Below are 16,261 nucleotides of genomic sequence, written 5' to 3' on the forward strand. Positions count from 1 at the left end.
GTACATTATTAGCCTAAAAAATTTTTCATATAACTATTACCGTAGTTTGTAAATAGATTGCAAGTATTGCAAATATACCTTCAATAATCCAAAGTATAGCCACCACTTGATATTCCTTAAATCTTCCCATCTTCATAACTACATGAGTTAAAGAATTTGGCATATCATTCCAATATAATGTCCCATCTTCGTTAACTTTGCCAAATGATACTCCCTTAAACCTTGTTCTTGCCTTTAATATAAATTCCGCAACGTAAGGTAAATATAATACAGCCAAAGCAGTATACATATAACCAGCTATTCCAATAGAACCTATTACTGAACCAACAAAGTATGTCCCTATGTTTCCTATGAAAACTTTAGCGGGATATTTATTATAATAAAGGAAGGCTAAAAGAGAAGCTAACAAGATCAAGGCCATTTCTCCTGCAACAAATGTGTTCCCAGACCTTGTTAAACCAATGTAAGCTAAGCTAGCTGACATTATTATGCCCATTCCAGTTCCTAATCCATTAAGCCCTTCAAGCATATTGAAGGCATTAGAAGAAATTGTTAGTGCAGCTGGTATTACAATCACGTAATAGAAGATTCCTAAATTTATAACACCTAAAAAAGGTATGGATATTGCTGAATGCCCTACGCTAAAAACCGCTAATGGTACTGCAGCAAAGATTGGAGTGAATGCCCTAATTGACTGCCTAAGATTCAAAAAATCGTCCATGAGTCCAAGAAAGGCTATTAATAACGAGGAGAGTAAAATTGACGATATTATTCTCTCATAATTTGGATCCTGTATTAAAAGTACAAAAGTTCCAGAAACAAAACCTGCTACTATGGCTATTCCGCCGAGTGAAGGTACTTCAGGCTTATTGGGCTTATTTACGTCTTTTCCTACAATTTTTCTCTCTTTTGCTATATGAATTACCCATCTAGTAGTAAGAAATGTTATAATAAAGGCTATAAGAGCACAAATAGGTAACACTATTTTCGCCTTTTTATTGTAAACTCCGCAAGGTATTTTAAAGCCTTTCCAGCTATATCATTACCGCCTATAGCTGATAGAGCCTTCATGGATTTTTGATAATATTTTTCTGCAACTTCATATGCGTAATTTAATGAAAGAGATTTTACTACTTCAGCTGCCTTAGTTATTTTTCCTTGATCCTTAGATCCAAGTCCTTCAATTATAATTTTTCTTTCTGCTTCCGACGCTAAACTTAATGCCTTTATTACAAGAATAGTCTTCTTGCCTTCTCTGATATCGCTATATACAGGTTTGCCAAGTTCTTTCTCATCTGCGGTTAAACCTAGAATATCATCAATTATTTGAAAAGCGATGCCCAAATTTAGTCCAAATTCTTTAAGCAACTCAAGGTCTTTATCTTCAGCGTTAGAAACTAGACCTCCTAAAAATGCAGAGCAAGAAAATAGTTGTGCTGTTTTCTTTTTTATCATTTCCAGGTACTCTTCTTCTGTAACATCCTGCCTATTTTCAAACTCCATATCCATTGCTTGGCCTTCTGCAATTATTATTACTGACTTAGAAAATTCTGATAAACCCATATAAAATCTCCTTGAATCTAATCCTTCTAAAGCCTCTGATAGCACTTCAAAAGCTTTTGCGTGAAGTAAATCACCGGCAAGAATTGCCATGGGCACTCCCCACTTTACATGCACAGTTGGCATTCCTCTCCTAAGGGTGTCTTCGTCCATTATATCGTCGTGTATTAAAGTAAAATTATGTAAGATCTCTACAGCGGCCGCGGCTTTATACGCTCTTTTTCTATCTCCAGAGAATAAGTCTGAGGACGCAACTGTTATAAGTGGCCTAAGCCTTTTGCCTCCAGCTTTTAAAAGGTAAATTGAAGCATCATAAAGCTCCTTTGGCTCACCTTTTATGTATTTTTCTATCTCTTCATTTACATTTTTAATTATCTCGTCGAAATACTTATCTAGTTCCATTATTCTCTTTTTCTTAATTTCTCATATGTAGATAAACTTATCCCTCTACTTTCCATCCATTCTCTTAATTCCTTCCAAATAACTACTGGAACCCTCTTAAGTTCTTCCACGTTTTTAGCTCCCGTTAGCATCATCGCCGCTTTGAGTTCAAAAATTACCTTATTAAAGAAGGAAACTAGGGACTCCTTTCCTTCTACGGCTTTCTTTAGAACTGGACTTGCCATTCCAGCAATATCTGCTCCTAAAGCTATAGCTTTAGCAATTTGAAGCCCATTTCTTATCCCACCGCTACCTATTATAAATGCATCAGGAACTGCAAACCTTGTTTCAATTATTGAGGCAGCGGTAGGGATTCCCCATCCGGCAAAAAGCTCTGCACTTTCCTTTTTCCAATTATTCTTCCTCTTATCTCTTACCATTTCTACGGCAATCCAACTAGTTCCTCCCTGCCCGGAAACGTCAAAGTATTTTATTCCAATTTCCTTAAATTTTGTTGCAGTTTCCATTGAAATTCCTGTTCCTGTTTCCTTTATTATTATTGGCACTCCCAATTCTTTTGAAATATCCCTAAGTTTTATTAAAATATCACTTGGATATTCTGGCTCTCCTTCCGGCTGAAATAATTCTTGAGCAGGATTTAGATGCACTGCTATAGCGTCTGCCTCGATCATACTTACTGCTTCCTTTAGTTCTTTTAATCCATAACCCTTAGCTAACTGAGGAGCTCCAATGTTAGCTATTATAGGTGATGTAGGAGCTTTTTTTCTCACAATTTTAAAGCTCTCTCTGGCATCTGCTCGTTCTATTGCAATCCTCTGACTTCCAACTCCCATTGCTAATCTTAATTCTTCAATAACCTCTGCTATTGTTGCATTAATTTTCCCTAAGGCTTCATTTCCTCCAGTCATTCCAGTTACCATTAGTGGTGCAGAGATTTCTTTGTTAAGAAATTTAACGTTAGTATTTATTTCATTAAATGAAAGACAAGGCATTGCTTGGTGTATTAAAACTACATCATCAAGTAATGTTGGTATGTAACCTTCAACGTCTTCATAAAGACAAATTTCAACGTGCTCCAACTTTCTATTTGTTATCATTTTTACACCTTACAAGAGTTCCTATATCCTTTCCTTCTAATGCCTTATATATGTTGCCTTCGATCCTGCCGTTGAATATTAAGGCTTCTATACAGTTTTCTAAAATTTTCTGGATTTTAGCTTTCATACCACCAGTAACATCAAAGCTTGAAGAAGATAGATCGTCTATAAAAGGAGAATTAACTTCCTTAGCAACCCTTCCATTGATAAATACTCCATCTACATCTGTAGCAAAAAATACCCTAGAGTTAAACTCTTTACCTAGCAAGATCGCTATATCATCTCCAGAAATTATTTTTCCTGATTCAGTGATATCACCATAAATAACTGGAACTAGCCTTTCTTGTAAATATCTTTTAACAATATCTATGGAAAAGAATCTGCCTGGTAAAGGAAATACGTTAATTCCTTCATCATAAAAGATTTTCATTATTTTAAGGTTTAATTCTTGCATTGCAATAACAGTTTTTATCTTGTCACCCTTAGAGGCTTCATAATGACCAAAACTTCCTCCTCCATGTATAATAATTAATGGATAAAACATCTTAACTTCACGTGCAATTCTCCTAACTATTTCTTCATTAAAAGAATAAGGTATATTCTTATTTGTTATTAAGCTTCCTCCTAATTTAATAATTCTATAAGCGAAGCCCAATTTAAGTCCCATATCCATTTCCAACTATTATTCATAGGATATGGCAAACCATAAAGGGAACTCCATAAGCCGTTCTCAAATTGAATTAAACTAGAATCTTTAGATATTTCTACAGGCAAAATGCCGGCCAAGTGAATTAATGAACTTTCTAAAAACCTTGGTTTAGATAATGGGAAACTAGTAAGTAAGTTTATCCTAACTTCCTTTTCACTAAGAGGTACCGGATCTTCTCCATCGCGGTAAAGTATAGGCGACTTAAGTTCTTGGGCCTTTCTTAAGGCTCTTATTAATCTTGAGTCAAACATTGCATCATCTATCATTTCTAGTGTTTCCTTAACGTCATTTTCGTTCATGGGAATTTCGCATTTGTTTATTGCCAACTCAACAAGCTTTCTCGTTACGTAAATGTAATAGGAAGAAAAAGGCAAATTCCCTTCTATATCGTACTCAATATTACAAGAAAAGCCTGTAGCCTCACGAAAGTATTCTAGGAATTTATCTATTTTTGGTTTTCTTTTTACCTCTCTCACTTTAACTATTGCAAAATTGATTAAAACTGGATTATTAGCTTCCAATGGAAGCCCGGAATAACAAAATGGGACTTTAACTTCCAAATCTTGCTGCAAGATATCCCACTACTGAAGACTTGTCTCCCGATGTATCTCCAGAAGTAGCATGCTTTAGAATATATGGCTTCTTATTAAATTTCTTTGCTAATATCATTGCAACCATTACTGGTGCGTAACCACACATTGTTACATCTTTATTCTCTACAACATCGTAAAGACCTTTATAATCTAGTTGTTCTATTTTCTCTATCGCCATCTCATCTTTTTTATACGTAATATCGTAAGGATCGTAATGATTCATGTCACTACTAGCTAGGACTACTATATCTTTTTCAGGATGTTTTTGCATTAATCTATATATTCCTTCAGCTATATATTCTGCTATCTCGGGAGTTTGATAAAGTATAACTATTGGAATTATTTTTATTTCTGAATCAAAGAAAAACTGTAAGAAAGGTATTTGAACTTCAACAGAATGTTCATATAAATGTGCTTGCTCATCTATATCGATAACTTCACTATACTTAACAAGCTCCATTGCCATCTCTTCATCTATCTTTACGTCGCCTAAAGGAGTCTCCCAACAACCTTTATTCCATAAGGAAACATAAGATCCGTAGCCTGTGTGATTAGGACCTAGAATTATTACAAGATCCGGCTTGCCTTCAGAAGCTAAATAATAATAAGAATGGGCTGCTACGGGACCGCTATAAATGTAACCGGCATGAGGAACAATAAAAAATAAGTTATCTCTCTTACCTTTTTCTTTTGGGACTGTAGGTAATTTACCAGGACCTACAGGATGAGTAAATGACCAAACAATTCGATCCTTTAATTCCTGAGGATCTGCCTCATAAAATGCACCGGCTACTGCAGGTAATCTTTTCATTGAACAAGCTTCACCTCAAATTCCTCAACCTTCACTGGTATATCGGCATCCATAGGTATCTGCTTTCTCTCCCTAAGTATTTGCCTAGCTAGTAGCCAATAAAGTAAAGCTAAAGATTTCCTCCCCTTATTATTTGCAGGTATTACTAAATCAACATACTCTATTTTAGCATCAGTATCAGCAAAAGCTACCACGGGAATTCCCATATCTGCGGCCTCTTTTATTGCTTGAGTATCAGTTCTTGGATCAGACACGAGTAATACTTCTGGCTCTATAAATCTGTCGAGGTATGCGTTAGTTAAAGTACCCGGAACCAATCTTCCGGTTATTGCCCTACCTCCTACTACTTCTGCAAACTTTTGAACCGGAGTAAATGCGTAAGGTCTTGACGCAACAGCTAGGATTCCACTAGGCGTAAATCTTGAAAGGAATTTTGCAGCAATTCTCAATCTTTCATCTATTTTTCTAACATCAAGTACGTAAAGACCTTCGGGCCTTACTCTGTAAATGAATTTCTCCATGTATTTAGTACATGTATGTGTACCTATATGGACGCCTGCGGAAAGATAGTTCTCTAATGGAGCTAATAATTCTATTACTGCTCCTTTCTCTGATTTTTGTAATTCAGCCTTTTCTGCCTCAGATAACTCAGTTCCCTTATTTTCTTCTTCTGACATTTAAATCACCTTAAATTGGTCTAGTATAATTAACTACCTCTTTTATAATATCTACATGACTTAATAACATTCTCCTACAACAATATCTTCTAACACCTAGGTCATCTAATACTTTTTGCGGATCTTCTCCGGCATTTACTCTAGTTATAAAGGGCTCCCATTTGTCTGCTATCAAAGATCCGCAAGTAAAGCATCTGACGGGAATTATCATAAGTGTCACCTATAAGCCTTCTGCCTCCATCTTCTAGCACTATATCTCATCCATTTTTCTGACTCTGTTTCTCTTGGATCTCCTGCTAGCATTGTCCTATCATATTGCTTATATAGTTCCTCCAATTCTTTACTGCCGCTAAACTTAACTAATGCCCTAGCTAACGCCATTCTTGCAGCATCTGCTTGGCCCATTATTCCCCCACCGAATGTGTATATTCTCGCATCTATTTTTGAGGCTAATGACTCGCCTGCAAGTAATAAAGGTTCCATAATTTTTAATCTTATCATTTCGATTGGTATAAGTTCTATTGGCACTCCGTTTACAAATACTCTACCCTTTCCTTCAGTAAGTTGACATTGTGCTCTTGCCATCTTTCTTCTAGCTGAGGTTATTATAATTTTATTGGCCTGTTGCTCTGACATAAACTTTCCACCCCATTTCTTTAGCTAATTCTCCTACAGTAATATACTTACCTTTAAGTCTTTTTACGTCTGCATCAGGAAAGCTTATGAAGTTCTTACCATTATATTGCTGCGGAACACCTATGTAAACCTTAACACTTTTTAGCATTTGCCTGCCTTTTGGAGTTTTGGGCAACATACCTCTTATTGTCCTTTTTACTATGTTAATTGGGCTTCTGGACCTTCTAACTCCTTGCTTTTCCGGGTTAAATAGGGTTCTAAGTGAGAAGTATAACTTATAACCAGCAATTACTCTACTTTTAGGACCACTTATTACAGCTTTTTCTGCATTAACAATTACAACTTTCTTACCTTCTTTGAGTAGTTTTACTACATTAGTTGCCATTCTACCTAGAATCTGATTTTCTGCATTAACAATTACAACTTCACTCATTGTTTCATCAACCTCACGTTTTTACCCTTTAAATCTAGCTTATCAAAATCATACAAGCTCATAACTTTACCTCCAGCTTTAAGTATCTTTTCTTTGGCAGACTTAGAAAAGTCAAGTGCTACTACTGTAACTTCATGAGTTAAATTTCCTATACCTAGAACTTTACCTGGTACTATTACAATATCCCCAGGCTTCGTATACTTTTCTATTTTATACAAGTTAATATACCATCTTTTCCTACTCGGAGTTTGGAGTTTCTCTGCTACGGTTTTCCATAAAGGTTTTTTCTGCTTTTCTAGATTCCTAATTAATTTTCTGATCATAATATTTGTACTTCCAGTCATGAGATCACCTTCTTCAATTCTTCAAGTTTACGAACTATACTCTTACCAGCCTCTAATAAAATTCTCTCTGGCTTTAAACTACCTACGCTCTCAATTTCTAAAATATATTTATTTTCAACAGAAGAGATTTTTATCCCCTCGCAATATCTTAAGCATTCCTCACATAATGTACAAGCAATCTCATTAGCAATTACGAGTTTACCGTCCTTTACTGCAAAGACTTTTTCTGGACATACTTCTGCCGCTTTAACGCAACTATCATCTTTTAATTCAATATGAGGATAATATCTTAATACAGCAATAGTAACTGGATTAAATTTAGCATGCTCTATGCCATATCCTAGCCTTAATCTAGCCTCTAATGAGACTTTTTGATTCTTACCTAATAATACTATAGGAATATCCTTACTTATTGGAACTACTGCTGGATCATCAGACTTTATATCTTTAGAATATACCATGACTTCTGAATCCTTAGCTTCTACGTCTAGATAGATCTTACTAAAGCATCCGTCACAATTCTCTTGGCAATTTGCACACTCTTCTGGAGGTCTATAATGGTCTATAGCTTCATCCGATGAAAAAGGAATCAAACCTAATCTGTGTGCTAATATTTCGTCATATAAAGGACTATTATTTTCTATAATATACACATCGTCTACTGCCATTACTGGAACGTACAACATACAAGCTCTTCTTATTGCATTAACAAACTCTAGAGGATATCCATCTAAAGAAAGGGAAATAAAATTTCCTTCCTTTTTTATTATATCTATCATTTTATACTCTCCTTCCTCTTCTTCCTCCAGGTCTTCTAATACTATCATGAGGTATTGGCGTAACGTCCTCTATTCTGCCTATTATAAATCCTGACCTAGCCAAAGATCTTATTGCAGGTTGTGCTCCAGGTCCTGGAGTCTTAGGACCAGAACCTCCTGGGGCTCTTACCTTAATATGGATTGCCATTATGCCTTTATCTAATGCTTCTCCTGCAGCCTTATTTGCTGCTAGCATTGCCGCATAAGGTGAAGGCTTTTCTCTATCAGCCTTAACTACCATTCCGCCTGAAGCTTTAGCTATCATTTCTGCTCCTGTTATATCAGTTATTGAAATAATTGTATTATTCTGTGAAGCATATATGTGGGCTATTCCCCACCTAATTTCACGCCTGCTGGACATTCTGTTCACCACCTTGAGTTACTTGAGAGGATTGGGTAACTTGAGCAGTTGGAGGTCTTGTCTTGAATACAGAAGTTGGATAATAATCTATTAAATCTTCCTCATCTTTAGGCACAATATAGCCTGGTGAAGTCACTCTTCTACCTCCTATTGCTATATGGCCATGCACTATTAATTGTCTAGCTTGATATATTGTCTTCGCTAAACCTTTTTTGAATACTATTGTTTGAAGTCTTCTTTCTAATAATTGTTCTTCTGTTAAGCCTAAAATGTCGTCTACTGTAGCGTTCTGTGATGATAATAAACCCATCTTATATAATTTTGATATTAATTGTTTTTCTCTGACCATTCTTTCTGCTGGTGGCAATGCTAATAAACCTCTAGCCATATGCCTAAATTTCCTTACTATTGTTCTTGCTAGCCATATTTCCTTTTTATTTCTAAGCCCATATTTTCCTAACAACTCTTGCTCATGAAGTAAAAGTTCTCTTATCCAAGGTAAACCGGGTCCTTCCCACTTTTTCCTACTTTTTCTAGGATCTCCCATTTAACTCACCTCATTTCTTAGCTTGAGAAGATTGGGAAGATTGAGCTTGACCGCCACCTGCAGGCTGTGCTGCTTTGGCTCTCTTTACACCCACAGTAGTCCCAGTCCTTCCAGTAGTCCTTGTTCTTTGTCCCCTAACCTTAAGGCCTAGTGAATGCCTAACTCCTCTCCAGCTTTTGATCTTCTTTTCTCTTTCTATATCATTTCTAGCATAGAAAATTAACTCAGAAGTAACTAAATGTAAGTCTAATCCGGATTCATAGTCTTTCCTCCTATTAAGCATCCATGAAGGTAATCCTTTTATTGTCTTATCTGATAACGCCTCTTCAATTTTCTTTAACTCTGAGTCTGAAAGTTCTCCAAGCCTTCTATCCTTGTCTATTCCTAATTGCCTTACTATAGCTCTTGCAGTATTATAGCCAATTCCTTTTACCATAGCTAAGGCATAAGGAACTTTCATAGTACCGTCTACGTCTTGCCCAAAGAGCCTAACTATGTACTTAAATGACTCTGACATATAATATCGACTGGATGTTCTATGCAAAATGGCTTTTTAAATTTTTCAATACGTTTTCCTTTCTTATCTTCGAAAACTTTACTGCATTAGATAAGTGTTTCTCAATATCATCTATAGTATAAGGAGAATAATTACCTATAACCTTCTTAACTGGAGTATAGGGACTTTCCCTAAATCTTGGTTCTAATCTTTTGCCATCTTCCGTTAATATCGGATAGCCTTTATAGGTAGTAACATAACCGATTACATCGGCTTTAATTTTATTCTTGTTCAGTAATTCTAAAACTTTATCTTCATTATTAGTGAATATTAAGATAGAATCTATAGAAATTCCGAAAGGATCTATTTGCAGTTCATTAAGCATTTTTAAAACCTTAGGATTTATAAGATGTAAAAATTTCTCAGAGTCTATTATAAATGATAACCTATTAGCTTCTGAAATTTCTATAGCGTCCATTCTTAATCCTCCGTTAGTCACGTCAGTCATGGATTCGGCTATACTTGGATTATTTGAGATAATCTTGCAAGTTACTAGCTCATCTAAACTTAATGTTTCTTCAATTACTTCTGGAAATCCATAGTATATTGCTGTAGCAGAAATAGTTCCGCCACCGTTTCCTTGAGTCATTACTATTTTCATTCCTTCTCTAACGTTATGCCTTGCAAAAAACTTTGACTTAAGCTTTCCTATCGCTCCTACTCCTCCGCTTATCCTCTCTCCTAAAACTAAATCTCCACCTATTCTTAATGTACTACCTGCTAAGATAGGAACTCCTAAAAAATCTGTAACAGTTGTAACTCCTGCCTCGAAATCTAGAAGATATGAAACATCGGCATCATCAGCTAAATGTATATCTACAATAACCCCTAAAGGTTCTGCACCTTTTACCATTATATCTCTTAAAGTAGCCTTAGTTGCATGAAAACCGGCTAAAAATGGAAAATATGATAACCGGGAATGAACACCGTCTATTGAGGCTATTATATTATCTGCAATTCCGGCATCTTCAAATTCTTTCTTACCTGCCATCTCCAGGATTTTCTGATGAATTATATGGTCACCAATGCCTCTAGAGCCTAAACCTGCATCTCCAGCTTTTATTCCAGATAATACTGGCTCATAAATTGAGGCTTTCTTAGAGTTTTCTACTTCAGTTATTATACTATCAGCTATTCTTTCATTAATATCTCTTTTTCCTTTATAAAATTCTAGCCATCTTATTATCTCTTTTCTAGCTTCGTCTTTCGGCAATCTTCTAGCTATTCCTTCTAGATCAACCATGATTGCTTATATTTACTAGTTAACTTAAAATGCATATGAAGATTTTTGAGAAAGAGTTTAAAGTAAAAACAAATGAAAGATTCGAAAGCATAGATATTACTGATAACGTTGAAGATGCCGCAAAAAGTATAGATAGCGGAATTGCCTATATTTTCGTAAAACATACAACTTGTGCAGTAATAGTTAACGAAGCAGAGAAAGGGCTAATGTCTGATTACTTAGAGTGGGCAAAGAAACTTGTTCCTCCAGAAGGAAAATTTAACCATAATATAATTGATAATAATGGACATGCGCATATAATATCTTCCATAATAGGAAACTCTAGAGTAGTACCAGTTAAAGGAGGAAAATTGGATTTAGGAACTTGGCAGAGAATAATATTATTGGAATTTGATGGACCTAGAGTTAGGACTGTTAATGTAAAAGTTATGGGAGAATAGTGATTTTTTTACCAGTATTCGCAATTTATATCTTGATCAAATTGCCTCCATTAAATGGGCCTAGTATATATAAATTAAATATGTGCGAAGATAGAAAATGTGTGGAAGAAATAGTAGATGATTACTTAAAATCATTATTAAGGCCTCAATCTGCCAATGAAAAGTTTAAGTTATTTCAAGATAATGAAGAAGAAGATGAAGAGATCGATGAAAAAACAGTTGCAAACTCTTATTTATTTACAGAAATTCTAATAAAGAGAATATTAAATGCAGACTTAGACCTTGATTTCATTTTCGAAGACCTAAAATCTAAACTAGGTAATTCCCATCCTATAGTAATATTTTTGAAAGAACTTCTAGAAGAATAGTACTTTTTATTCACTTCTTTCCTTTTAGATTTGGGGATGATTATTTGGAAGATAAGCTTTCACTAATAACTAGGAATGTGGAAGAAATTGTAACACTTGATGATCTTAAAAAGAAACTAGAAAACAATGAAAAATTAACAGGATATCTTGGTTTTGAGCCAAGTGGTCTATTTCACATAGGTTGGTTAATATGGGCACAGAAGGTAAAGGACTTAAGTAATGCTGGAGTAAATATGACGCTTTTAATGGCTACGTGGCACGCTTGGATAAATGATAAATTGAATGGAGATATGGAGCTTATTAAATTAGCAGGAAAATACGCAATTGATGTGCTTTCTGCATATGGTTTAGATATGAGTAAAATTAACGTAGTCGATGCAGAGGACATAGTAAAGGATAAAGCGTATTGGGAATTAGTACTAAAGGTTGCTAAAAATACTACATTAGCTAGAATGAAAAGAGCATTAACCATAATGGGGAGAAAGTCGGACGAAGCAGAGTTAGATACGTCAAAACTGTTTTATCCCGCAATGCAGGTAAGTGACATATTTTACCTTGATGTTGATATCGCATTAGGTGGAACCGATCAAAGGAAAGCCCATATGCTGGCTAGAGAAATAGCAGAAAAGTTCCATAGGAAAAAGGTTATAGCAATTCATACTCCACTTCTCGTAGGGCTAAAAGGAGGACAAAGAATGGGTAATGTAGAGGAAGACGACTTGCTTTCTGAAATAAAAATGAGCAAATCAAAGCCTGAAAACGCGATATTTATAAATGATTCGCCAGAGGAAGTTACAGCAAAAATTATGCGCGCTTATTGCCCGAGCAGAGTAGTTGAACTTAATCCCATATTACAAATTAATAGATATATTATATTTACTAATGTTAACAAGCTAAAAGTTGAGAGAGATATAAAATATGGTGGAGATATAGAGTTTAATAGCTATGAAGAACTTGAGAAAGCTTTCGCAGAAGGAAAGTTACACCCAATGGACTTAAAAATGGCAACTGCAAGAAAGTTAAATGAGATACTAGAACCAATAAGGAAAAAGTTAAACACCCCAGAATATGAAGAATTAGTATCTAAGATTTCAAAAAATGTTTCAAGGTGAAACTCATGAAGTACATAATTAAACTATATTTTGAAACCGAAGGAATAGTTGACAAACCGGACGTTATTGGCGCCATATTTGGGCAAACTGAAAATTTATTTGGAGAAGAATTTGATTTAAGAGAATTACAAGACAAAGGTAGATTAGGAAGAATAGTAGTGGAAATGGAAACTAAGGGTGGAAAAACAAAAGGAACTATAGAAATACCATCAAATTTGGACAGAATAGAGACAGCATTAATAGCATCAATGGTTGAGAGTGTAGAGAAAATAGGTCCTTATCCTGCGAAATTTGAACTAAAGGAAATCCAAGATATTAGAGCTGAGAAATTAAAGAAAATTATTGATAGAGCTAAGGAAATATTAACAAATTGGAGCAAGGAGAAGACTCTTGATATTAAAGAAGTACTTAATGAAATTAGTAGTGCAGTTAAAACTGGAGAAATTACCGAATTTGGACCAGAAAAATTACCGGCAGGACCTGATGTTCTTACTGATCCAAACTTAATAATTGTAGAAGGAAGAGCAGATGTTATCAATTTATTAAGATATGGATATAGAAATACTGTAGCAATAGAAGGAGCAAGCGGTAAAATTCCTCAAAGTGTAATAGACTTAAGCAGGCAAAAGAATACGGTAATAGCATTTTTAGATGGAGATCATGGAGGAGATCTAATACTTAAGGAATTACTTAATGCTAATGTTAAAATAGATTATGTAGCTAGAGCACCACAAGGTAGAGAAGTTGAGGAATTAACTGGTAAAGAAATAGCTAAGGCATTATCTAACATGGTTCCAATATCACAATATCTAAAGAAACAACAAGAAACACCTCAAGTTATAGTTAAAACACCAGAAGAGACTGTAACAGTAATTCAGCCTCCTAAAGAGGTAGAAATACAGATTCCTCCTTCTGCATTAGAGGAAATAAAGAAATTACCAGGAACGCTAGAAGGAATAATGTTTGATGAAAATTGGAATCCAGTAGAGAAAGTTCAAGTTAGAGATATAATACCTAAACTAGAGGCAATGAGCGAAAACAAGGTTGCTTACATAGTGTTTGATGGAGTAATTACGCAAAGATTATTAGAGCTTGCGGCTTCTAAGAAGGTTAAACTGCTAGTAGGAGTTAGAATAGGAGGAATAAACAAGAGTTTAGATAATGTAAAAATACTCACAATGTCTGATATTCTTACTTCTTAAAGAAATTTAAGATATCAAAGCTAGTATTTTTTAATGTACTTTCTTTTATTCCGAACTGCTCTAGAATTCTCATGGCAGACGGAACAATTTGTTTATCTATGTAATAATCGATATCGATTCTATTAATATCATTAACCATGAAGTATGGTTCTGCTCTTTCAGAAATTTTCCCGCTTCCCTTAACTATAACATAGCCTATTTTCCCGCCCTTAAATATCACGTAACCGGCCTTCATAGCTTTCTTTGCAGCATTTACATGAGGAGCGTCTACTTCATATTCTTCAAGGCTTTTGTCTAAAGATTTCCAAATTACTAAGTCTTGTATTGGCACTTCTTTTCTCCTTATTTTCATAATAACATCTCTTACAAGTTTTACTGCTTCATCTACTCCAGACGTTAGTATCTTCTCAATAACTCTCCTTTGCAGATCCTTAGCTAAATCGCACCAATCGCCTCTTACGGCTTCAAAACCTACAATATCTATTTTTCCATCCTCGGTAATTCCAGCATAACGTTTTTTATTTTCTGTAAAGAATATCTTTTTATATATTTTATCAATTTTTATTTCTAATCCAAATTTATTCATTATCTCATTAACTAATGAATCCACATTTCCAGATCCTTTTATGAACACTGAGTCAGTATCTCCGTAAATTACCTTAAAACCGCGCTCCTCTACTAATTTAGCCACAGAAGATATAATTTCTCTACCCCATGCTGTTACTGCTTCCGCACCTTCTTTGCTATACCACCTTGCACCTAACCATCCCATGTACCCATAAAAAGCGTTAGCCATAACTTTTAATGCTCTTTGCCTTTCATCTAGTCTTCTCCTTTCATATTCGTCTTTTTCTGTAGGTATTTTTGATTTTACTGCTTTTCTTTCCTCTATTAGCCTCTGTAAAATCCTCTTATAAAATCCATCAGGGGATTTCCTAAATTTATGCCCTACTTCTGGAGCAACCCAGCAATCCTCGCATTCGCCTTTTACTAGCGTATCTGGGCCAATGTTATATTTTATCATTATTGAAGGATACATTGACGAGAAATCAAGCACGTAAACGCCTTCATGTATTCCTGGCGCTGGGGAAATTACTAATCCTCCCTTATAGCTTTCATACTCTCTTTCAACTCTATTTGGTATTATTTCGTTAAATTTATACGCTTCCCTCATTAAAAGCCATTCTACTCTATAACCTACGCTTGCCATAGAAAGTTGGTCTAATGGCAATCCAGTAATCATAGTTAGCTGTTCTCCAAAGGGTAAGAAAACATCCTTAAGCAAATACGTTGATCTTACGTCGTCCATATTGTATTTCAAAAGAATATCTCTTTTTGATGGATCGGACCAATATTCTGGAATTTGATACCATTCAAGGTTAACTCTCTCATTCTTTTTAACAACTCCTAGATAATCAGCTATATTATCTAAACTCTTAACTTTCACTTCTGCAATGCTACTTGCGAATCCCAGTAAATCCACGTTCAATCTTCCAACAACGGAATAGTGCCCATAGGTTCCTTGTGAAGGTTCTGAATTTACTTTTCTACCTATATCTAACTTTACACCCCTGTTATTAACTCTTTCAAGTAAATATGGCCAATCAAATCCATTAGAATTATACCCTAGTATTATATCTGGATCATAGTCCAAAACAAACTTTGCAAACTCTCTAATAATTTCCAGATCGTCGTCCTTCATAACGAATTGCTTTACACCATTATTGGTCCATACACCAATTATTATTACTGGATCCCTTCTTGGATTTGGAGAACCATACTTATTGTACACTTCTATATCAAAAGCCATAATTCTCAATTCTGGTGGCTTATCTTCATAAATCTGAATAATCTTTTTTAATTCGTATACTTTTTTAACTCTCAGCTTGGGGTCTTGAATTTCCTCTACTTCTGCTTTAAACCAATTGAAAGGTTTTAAGTCTTTATCTATTGAATACCTCATGTAAAATCTTATATCTGCTTCTACTACTTCTTTTACTCCTCTTACCTTAGCTACCTTATCTCTATAAGTTCTTACATATGCAGGAATTACTGTTTCTATTCTCAGAACTTTTACTGGATTGCCATAATATTTTCTTTCCTCCAATTTTACACTGGTAATTGGAGACTGGGATACGCTTAATCGTTTTATATCTTCTGCTACTTTATTAGGATCTGCTGAATCGTCTAAAATAGCATAAAAGTATGGCCTAAAATTCTTCTCTAGGACTGCTACTCTATTTCCTTCCTTATCGATAGCCCATATATAGATTACCGGTTTACCCTCTTCTACATCATATGAAAAGTCTAAAATGTAAAAGCATCCTATCATATATTCTTTATAAAATTTCA

At 35.0% G+C, this 16,261-nt stretch carries 21 protein-coding genes; 4 read left to right on the top strand and 17 right to left on the bottom strand.

Annotated elements, in window-relative coordinates; translation table 11 throughout:
• Positions 1–25: 25 nt before the first annotated feature.
• From D1866_RS11005 to D1866_RS11080, 16 genes are read right to left on the bottom strand one after another with little or no spacing between them, the layout of a single operon-like run.
• A complete protein-coding gene (locus tag D1866_RS11005) occupies positions 26–985 on the bottom strand; it encodes an MraY family glycosyltransferase (protein ID WP_196773538.1) in 960 nt (319 codons plus the stop codon).
• Positions 982–1,962 carry a geranylgeranyl diphosphate synthase gene (gds, locus tag D1866_RS11010; protein WP_152939880.1) on the bottom strand — a complete coding sequence of 327 codons (981 nt, stop codon included), beginning with the start codon at positions 1,960–1,962 and terminating at the stop codon, positions 982–984. Before gds ends, D1866_RS11005 begins: the two co-directional genes overlap by 4 nt.
• Positions 1,962–3,059 carry a type 2 isopentenyl-diphosphate Delta-isomerase gene (gene fni / locus D1866_RS11015; protein WP_152939882.1) on the bottom strand — a complete coding sequence of 366 codons (1,098 nt, stop codon included), beginning with the start codon at positions 3,057–3,059 and terminating at the stop codon, positions 1,962–1,964. Before fni ends, gds begins: the two co-directional genes overlap by 1 nt.
• On the bottom strand, positions 3,046–3,726 hold the full coding sequence (locus D1866_RS11020; RefSeq protein WP_231136328.1) for an isopentenyl phosphate kinase: 681 nt from the start codon (positions 3,724–3,726) through the stop codon (positions 3,046–3,048). Before D1866_RS11020 ends, fni begins: the two co-directional genes overlap by 14 nt.
• Complete coding sequence (locus D1866_RS11025; RefSeq protein ID WP_231136329.1) at positions 3,684–4,340, bottom strand: hypothetical protein; 657 nt, start codon at positions 4,338–4,340, stop codon at positions 3,684–3,686. The genes D1866_RS11020 and D1866_RS11025 overlap by 43 nt, the downstream gene beginning before the upstream one ends.
• Entirely contained in the window at positions 4,318–5,172 is an 855-nt protein-coding gene (gene amrB / locus D1866_RS11030) for an AmmeMemoRadiSam system protein B (protein WP_013775458.1), read from the bottom strand. The genes D1866_RS11025 and amrB overlap by 23 nt, the downstream gene beginning before the upstream one ends.
• Positions 5,169–5,849 carry a 30S ribosomal protein S2 gene (rpsB, locus tag D1866_RS11035; protein ID WP_013775459.1) on the bottom strand — a complete coding sequence of 227 codons (681 nt, stop codon included), beginning with the start codon at positions 5,847–5,849 and terminating at the stop codon, positions 5,169–5,171. The genes amrB and rpsB overlap by 4 nt, the downstream gene beginning before the upstream one ends.
• A gap of 10 nt (positions 5,850–5,859) precedes the next feature.
• On the bottom strand, positions 5,860–6,060 hold the full coding sequence (locus D1866_RS11040) for a DNA-directed RNA polymerase subunit N (protein WP_013775460.1): 201 nt from the start codon (positions 6,058–6,060) through the stop codon (positions 5,860–5,862).
• A 5-nt stretch (positions 6,061–6,065) separates the two neighbouring features.
• Positions 6,066–6,485, bottom strand: a complete 420-nt coding sequence (locus tag D1866_RS11045; RefSeq protein WP_152939886.1) for a 30S ribosomal protein S9 — start codon at positions 6,483–6,485, stop codon at positions 6,066–6,068.
• Positions 6,463–6,918, bottom strand: coding sequence for a 50S ribosomal protein L13 (locus D1866_RS11050; protein WP_152939888.1), 456 nt, complete (start codon positions 6,916–6,918; stop codon positions 6,463–6,465). Before D1866_RS11050 ends, D1866_RS11045 begins: the two co-directional genes overlap by 23 nt.
• Positions 6,915–7,262 carry a 50S ribosomal protein L18e gene (locus D1866_RS11055; protein ID WP_152939890.1) on the bottom strand — a complete coding sequence of 116 codons (348 nt, stop codon included), beginning with the start codon at positions 7,260–7,262 and terminating at the stop codon, positions 6,915–6,917. Before D1866_RS11055 ends, D1866_RS11050 begins: the two co-directional genes overlap by 4 nt.
• The gene (locus tag D1866_RS11060) at positions 7,259–8,041 is read right to left on the bottom strand and encodes a DNA-directed RNA polymerase subunit D (RefSeq protein ID WP_152941354.1); all 783 of its coding nucleotides are present in this window, start codon (positions 8,039–8,041) and stop codon (positions 7,259–7,261) included. Before D1866_RS11060 ends, D1866_RS11055 begins: the two co-directional genes overlap by 4 nt.
• A 1-nt stretch (position 8,042) precedes the next feature.
• Entirely contained in the window at positions 8,043–8,441 is a 399-nt protein-coding gene (locus D1866_RS11065; RefSeq protein WP_013775465.1) for a 30S ribosomal protein S11, read from the bottom strand.
• The gene (locus D1866_RS11070; RefSeq protein ID WP_013775466.1) at positions 8,425–8,988 is read right to left on the bottom strand and encodes a 30S ribosomal protein S4; all 564 of its coding nucleotides are present in this window, start codon (positions 8,986–8,988) and stop codon (positions 8,425–8,427) included. The genes D1866_RS11065 and D1866_RS11070 overlap by 17 nt, the downstream gene beginning before the upstream one ends.
• Before the next feature lie 10 nt (positions 8,989–8,998).
• Positions 8,999–9,505, bottom strand: coding sequence for a 30S ribosomal protein S13 (locus D1866_RS11075; RefSeq protein WP_152939892.1), 507 nt, complete (start codon positions 9,503–9,505; stop codon positions 8,999–9,001).
• 19 nt (positions 9,506–9,524) lie between these two features.
• On the bottom strand, positions 9,525–10,787 hold the full coding sequence (locus tag D1866_RS11080; RefSeq protein ID WP_152939894.1) for an AIR synthase-related protein: 1,263 nt from the start codon (positions 10,785–10,787) through the stop codon (positions 9,525–9,527).
• Positions 10,788–10,822: 35 nt separating this feature from the next.
• On the opposite strand from D1866_RS11080, the gene D1866_RS11085 reads away from it, so the two are divergent.
• The 4 genes from D1866_RS11085 to dnaG are packed head-to-tail and all read left to right on the top strand — an operon-like array spanning position 10,823 to position 13,909.
• Positions 10,823–11,227 (top strand): secondary thiamine-phosphate synthase enzyme YjbQ, encoded by a 405-nt coding sequence (locus tag D1866_RS11085; RefSeq protein ID WP_048054880.1) that lies wholly within the window; start codon positions 10,823–10,825, stop codon positions 11,225–11,227.
• Entirely contained in the window at positions 11,227–11,595 is a 369-nt protein-coding gene (locus D1866_RS11090; protein ID WP_231136330.1) for a hypothetical protein, read from the top strand. The genes D1866_RS11085 and D1866_RS11090 overlap by 1 nt, the downstream gene beginning before the upstream one ends.
• A 44-nt stretch (positions 11,596–11,639) precedes the next feature.
• Positions 11,640–12,707 (top strand): tyrosine--tRNA ligase, encoded by a 1,068-nt coding sequence (locus D1866_RS11095; RefSeq protein ID WP_152939896.1) that lies wholly within the window; start codon positions 11,640–11,642, stop codon positions 12,705–12,707.
• Between the two features lie 5 nt (positions 12,708–12,712).
• On the top strand, positions 12,713–13,909 hold the full coding sequence (gene dnaG / locus D1866_RS11100; protein WP_152939898.1) for a DNA primase DnaG: 1,197 nt from the start codon (positions 12,713–12,715) through the stop codon (positions 13,907–13,909).
• Here dnaG and D1866_RS11105 read toward each other — a convergent pair.
• Positions 13,899–16,241 carry a DNA-directed DNA polymerase gene (locus D1866_RS11105; protein WP_152939900.1) on the bottom strand — a complete coding sequence of 781 codons (2,343 nt, stop codon included), beginning with the start codon at positions 16,239–16,241 and terminating at the stop codon, positions 13,899–13,901. The genes dnaG and D1866_RS11105 overlap by 11 nt on opposite strands.
• Positions 16,242–16,261: the final 20 nt, after the last annotated feature.

Origin of the sequence: Acidianus ambivalens (genome assembly GCF_009729015.1) — an archaeon.
Lineage (GTDB): Archaea > Thermoproteota > Thermoprotei_A > Sulfolobales > Sulfolobaceae > Acidianus > Acidianus ambivalens.

Coding starts and splice junctions, on each gene's coding strand:
- gds (WP_152939880.1), bottom strand. CDS start 1,962: ATGGAACTAGATAAGTATTTCGACGAGATAATTAAAAATGTAAATGAA.
- fni (WP_152939882.1), bottom strand. CDS start 3,059: ATGATAACAAATAGAAAGTTGGAGCACGTTGAAATTTGTCTTTATGAA.
- D1866_RS11020 (WP_231136328.1), bottom strand. CDS start 3,726: ATGGGACTTAAATTGGGCTTCGCTTATAGAATTATTAAATTAGGAGGA.
- amrB (WP_013775458.1), bottom strand. CDS start 5,172: ATGAAAAGATTACCTGCAGTAGCCGGTGCATTTTATGAGGCAGATCCT.
- rpsB (WP_013775459.1), bottom strand. CDS start 5,849: ATGTCAGAAGAAGAAAATAAGGGAACTGAGTTATCTGAGGCAGAAAAG.
- D1866_RS11040 (WP_013775460.1), bottom strand. CDS start 6,060: ATGATAATTCCCGTCAGATGCTTTACTTGCGGATCTTTGATAGCAGAC.
- D1866_RS11045 (WP_152939886.1), bottom strand. CDS start 6,485: ATGTCAGAGCAACAGGCCAATAAAATTATAATAACCTCAGCTAGAAGA.
- D1866_RS11050 (WP_152939888.1), bottom strand. CDS start 6,918: ATGAGTGAAGTTGTAATTGTTAATGCAGAAAATCAGATTCTAGGTAGA.
- D1866_RS11055 (WP_152939890.1), bottom strand. CDS start 7,262: ATGACTGGAAGTACAAATATTATGATCAGAAAATTAATTAGGAATCTA.
- D1866_RS11060 (WP_152941354.1), bottom strand. CDS start 8,041: ATGATAGATATAATAAAAAAGGAAGGAAATTTTATTTCCCTTTCTTTA.
- D1866_RS11065 (WP_013775465.1), bottom strand. CDS start 8,441: ATGTCCAGCAGGCGTGAAATTAGGTGGGGAATAGCCCACATATATGCT.
- D1866_RS11070 (WP_013775466.1), bottom strand. CDS start 8,988: ATGGGAGATCCTAGAAAAAGTAGGAAAAAGTGGGAAGGACCCGGTTTA.
- D1866_RS11075 (WP_152939892.1), bottom strand. CDS start 9,505: ATGTCAGAGTCATTTAAGTACATAGTTAGGCTCTTTGGGCAAGACGTA.
- D1866_RS11080 (WP_152939894.1), bottom strand. CDS start 10,787: ATGGTTGATCTAGAAGGAATAGCTAGAAGATTGCCGAAAGACGAAGCT.
- D1866_RS11085 (WP_048054880.1), top strand. CDS start 10,823: ATGAAGATTTTTGAGAAAGAGTTTAAAGTAAAAACAAATGAAAGATTC.
- dnaG (WP_152939898.1), top strand. CDS start 12,713: ATGAAGTACATAATTAAACTATATTTTGAAACCGAAGGAATAGTTGAC.
- D1866_RS11105 (WP_152939900.1), bottom strand. CDS start 16,241: ATGATAGGATGCTTTTACATTTTAGACTTTTCATATGATGTAGAAGAG.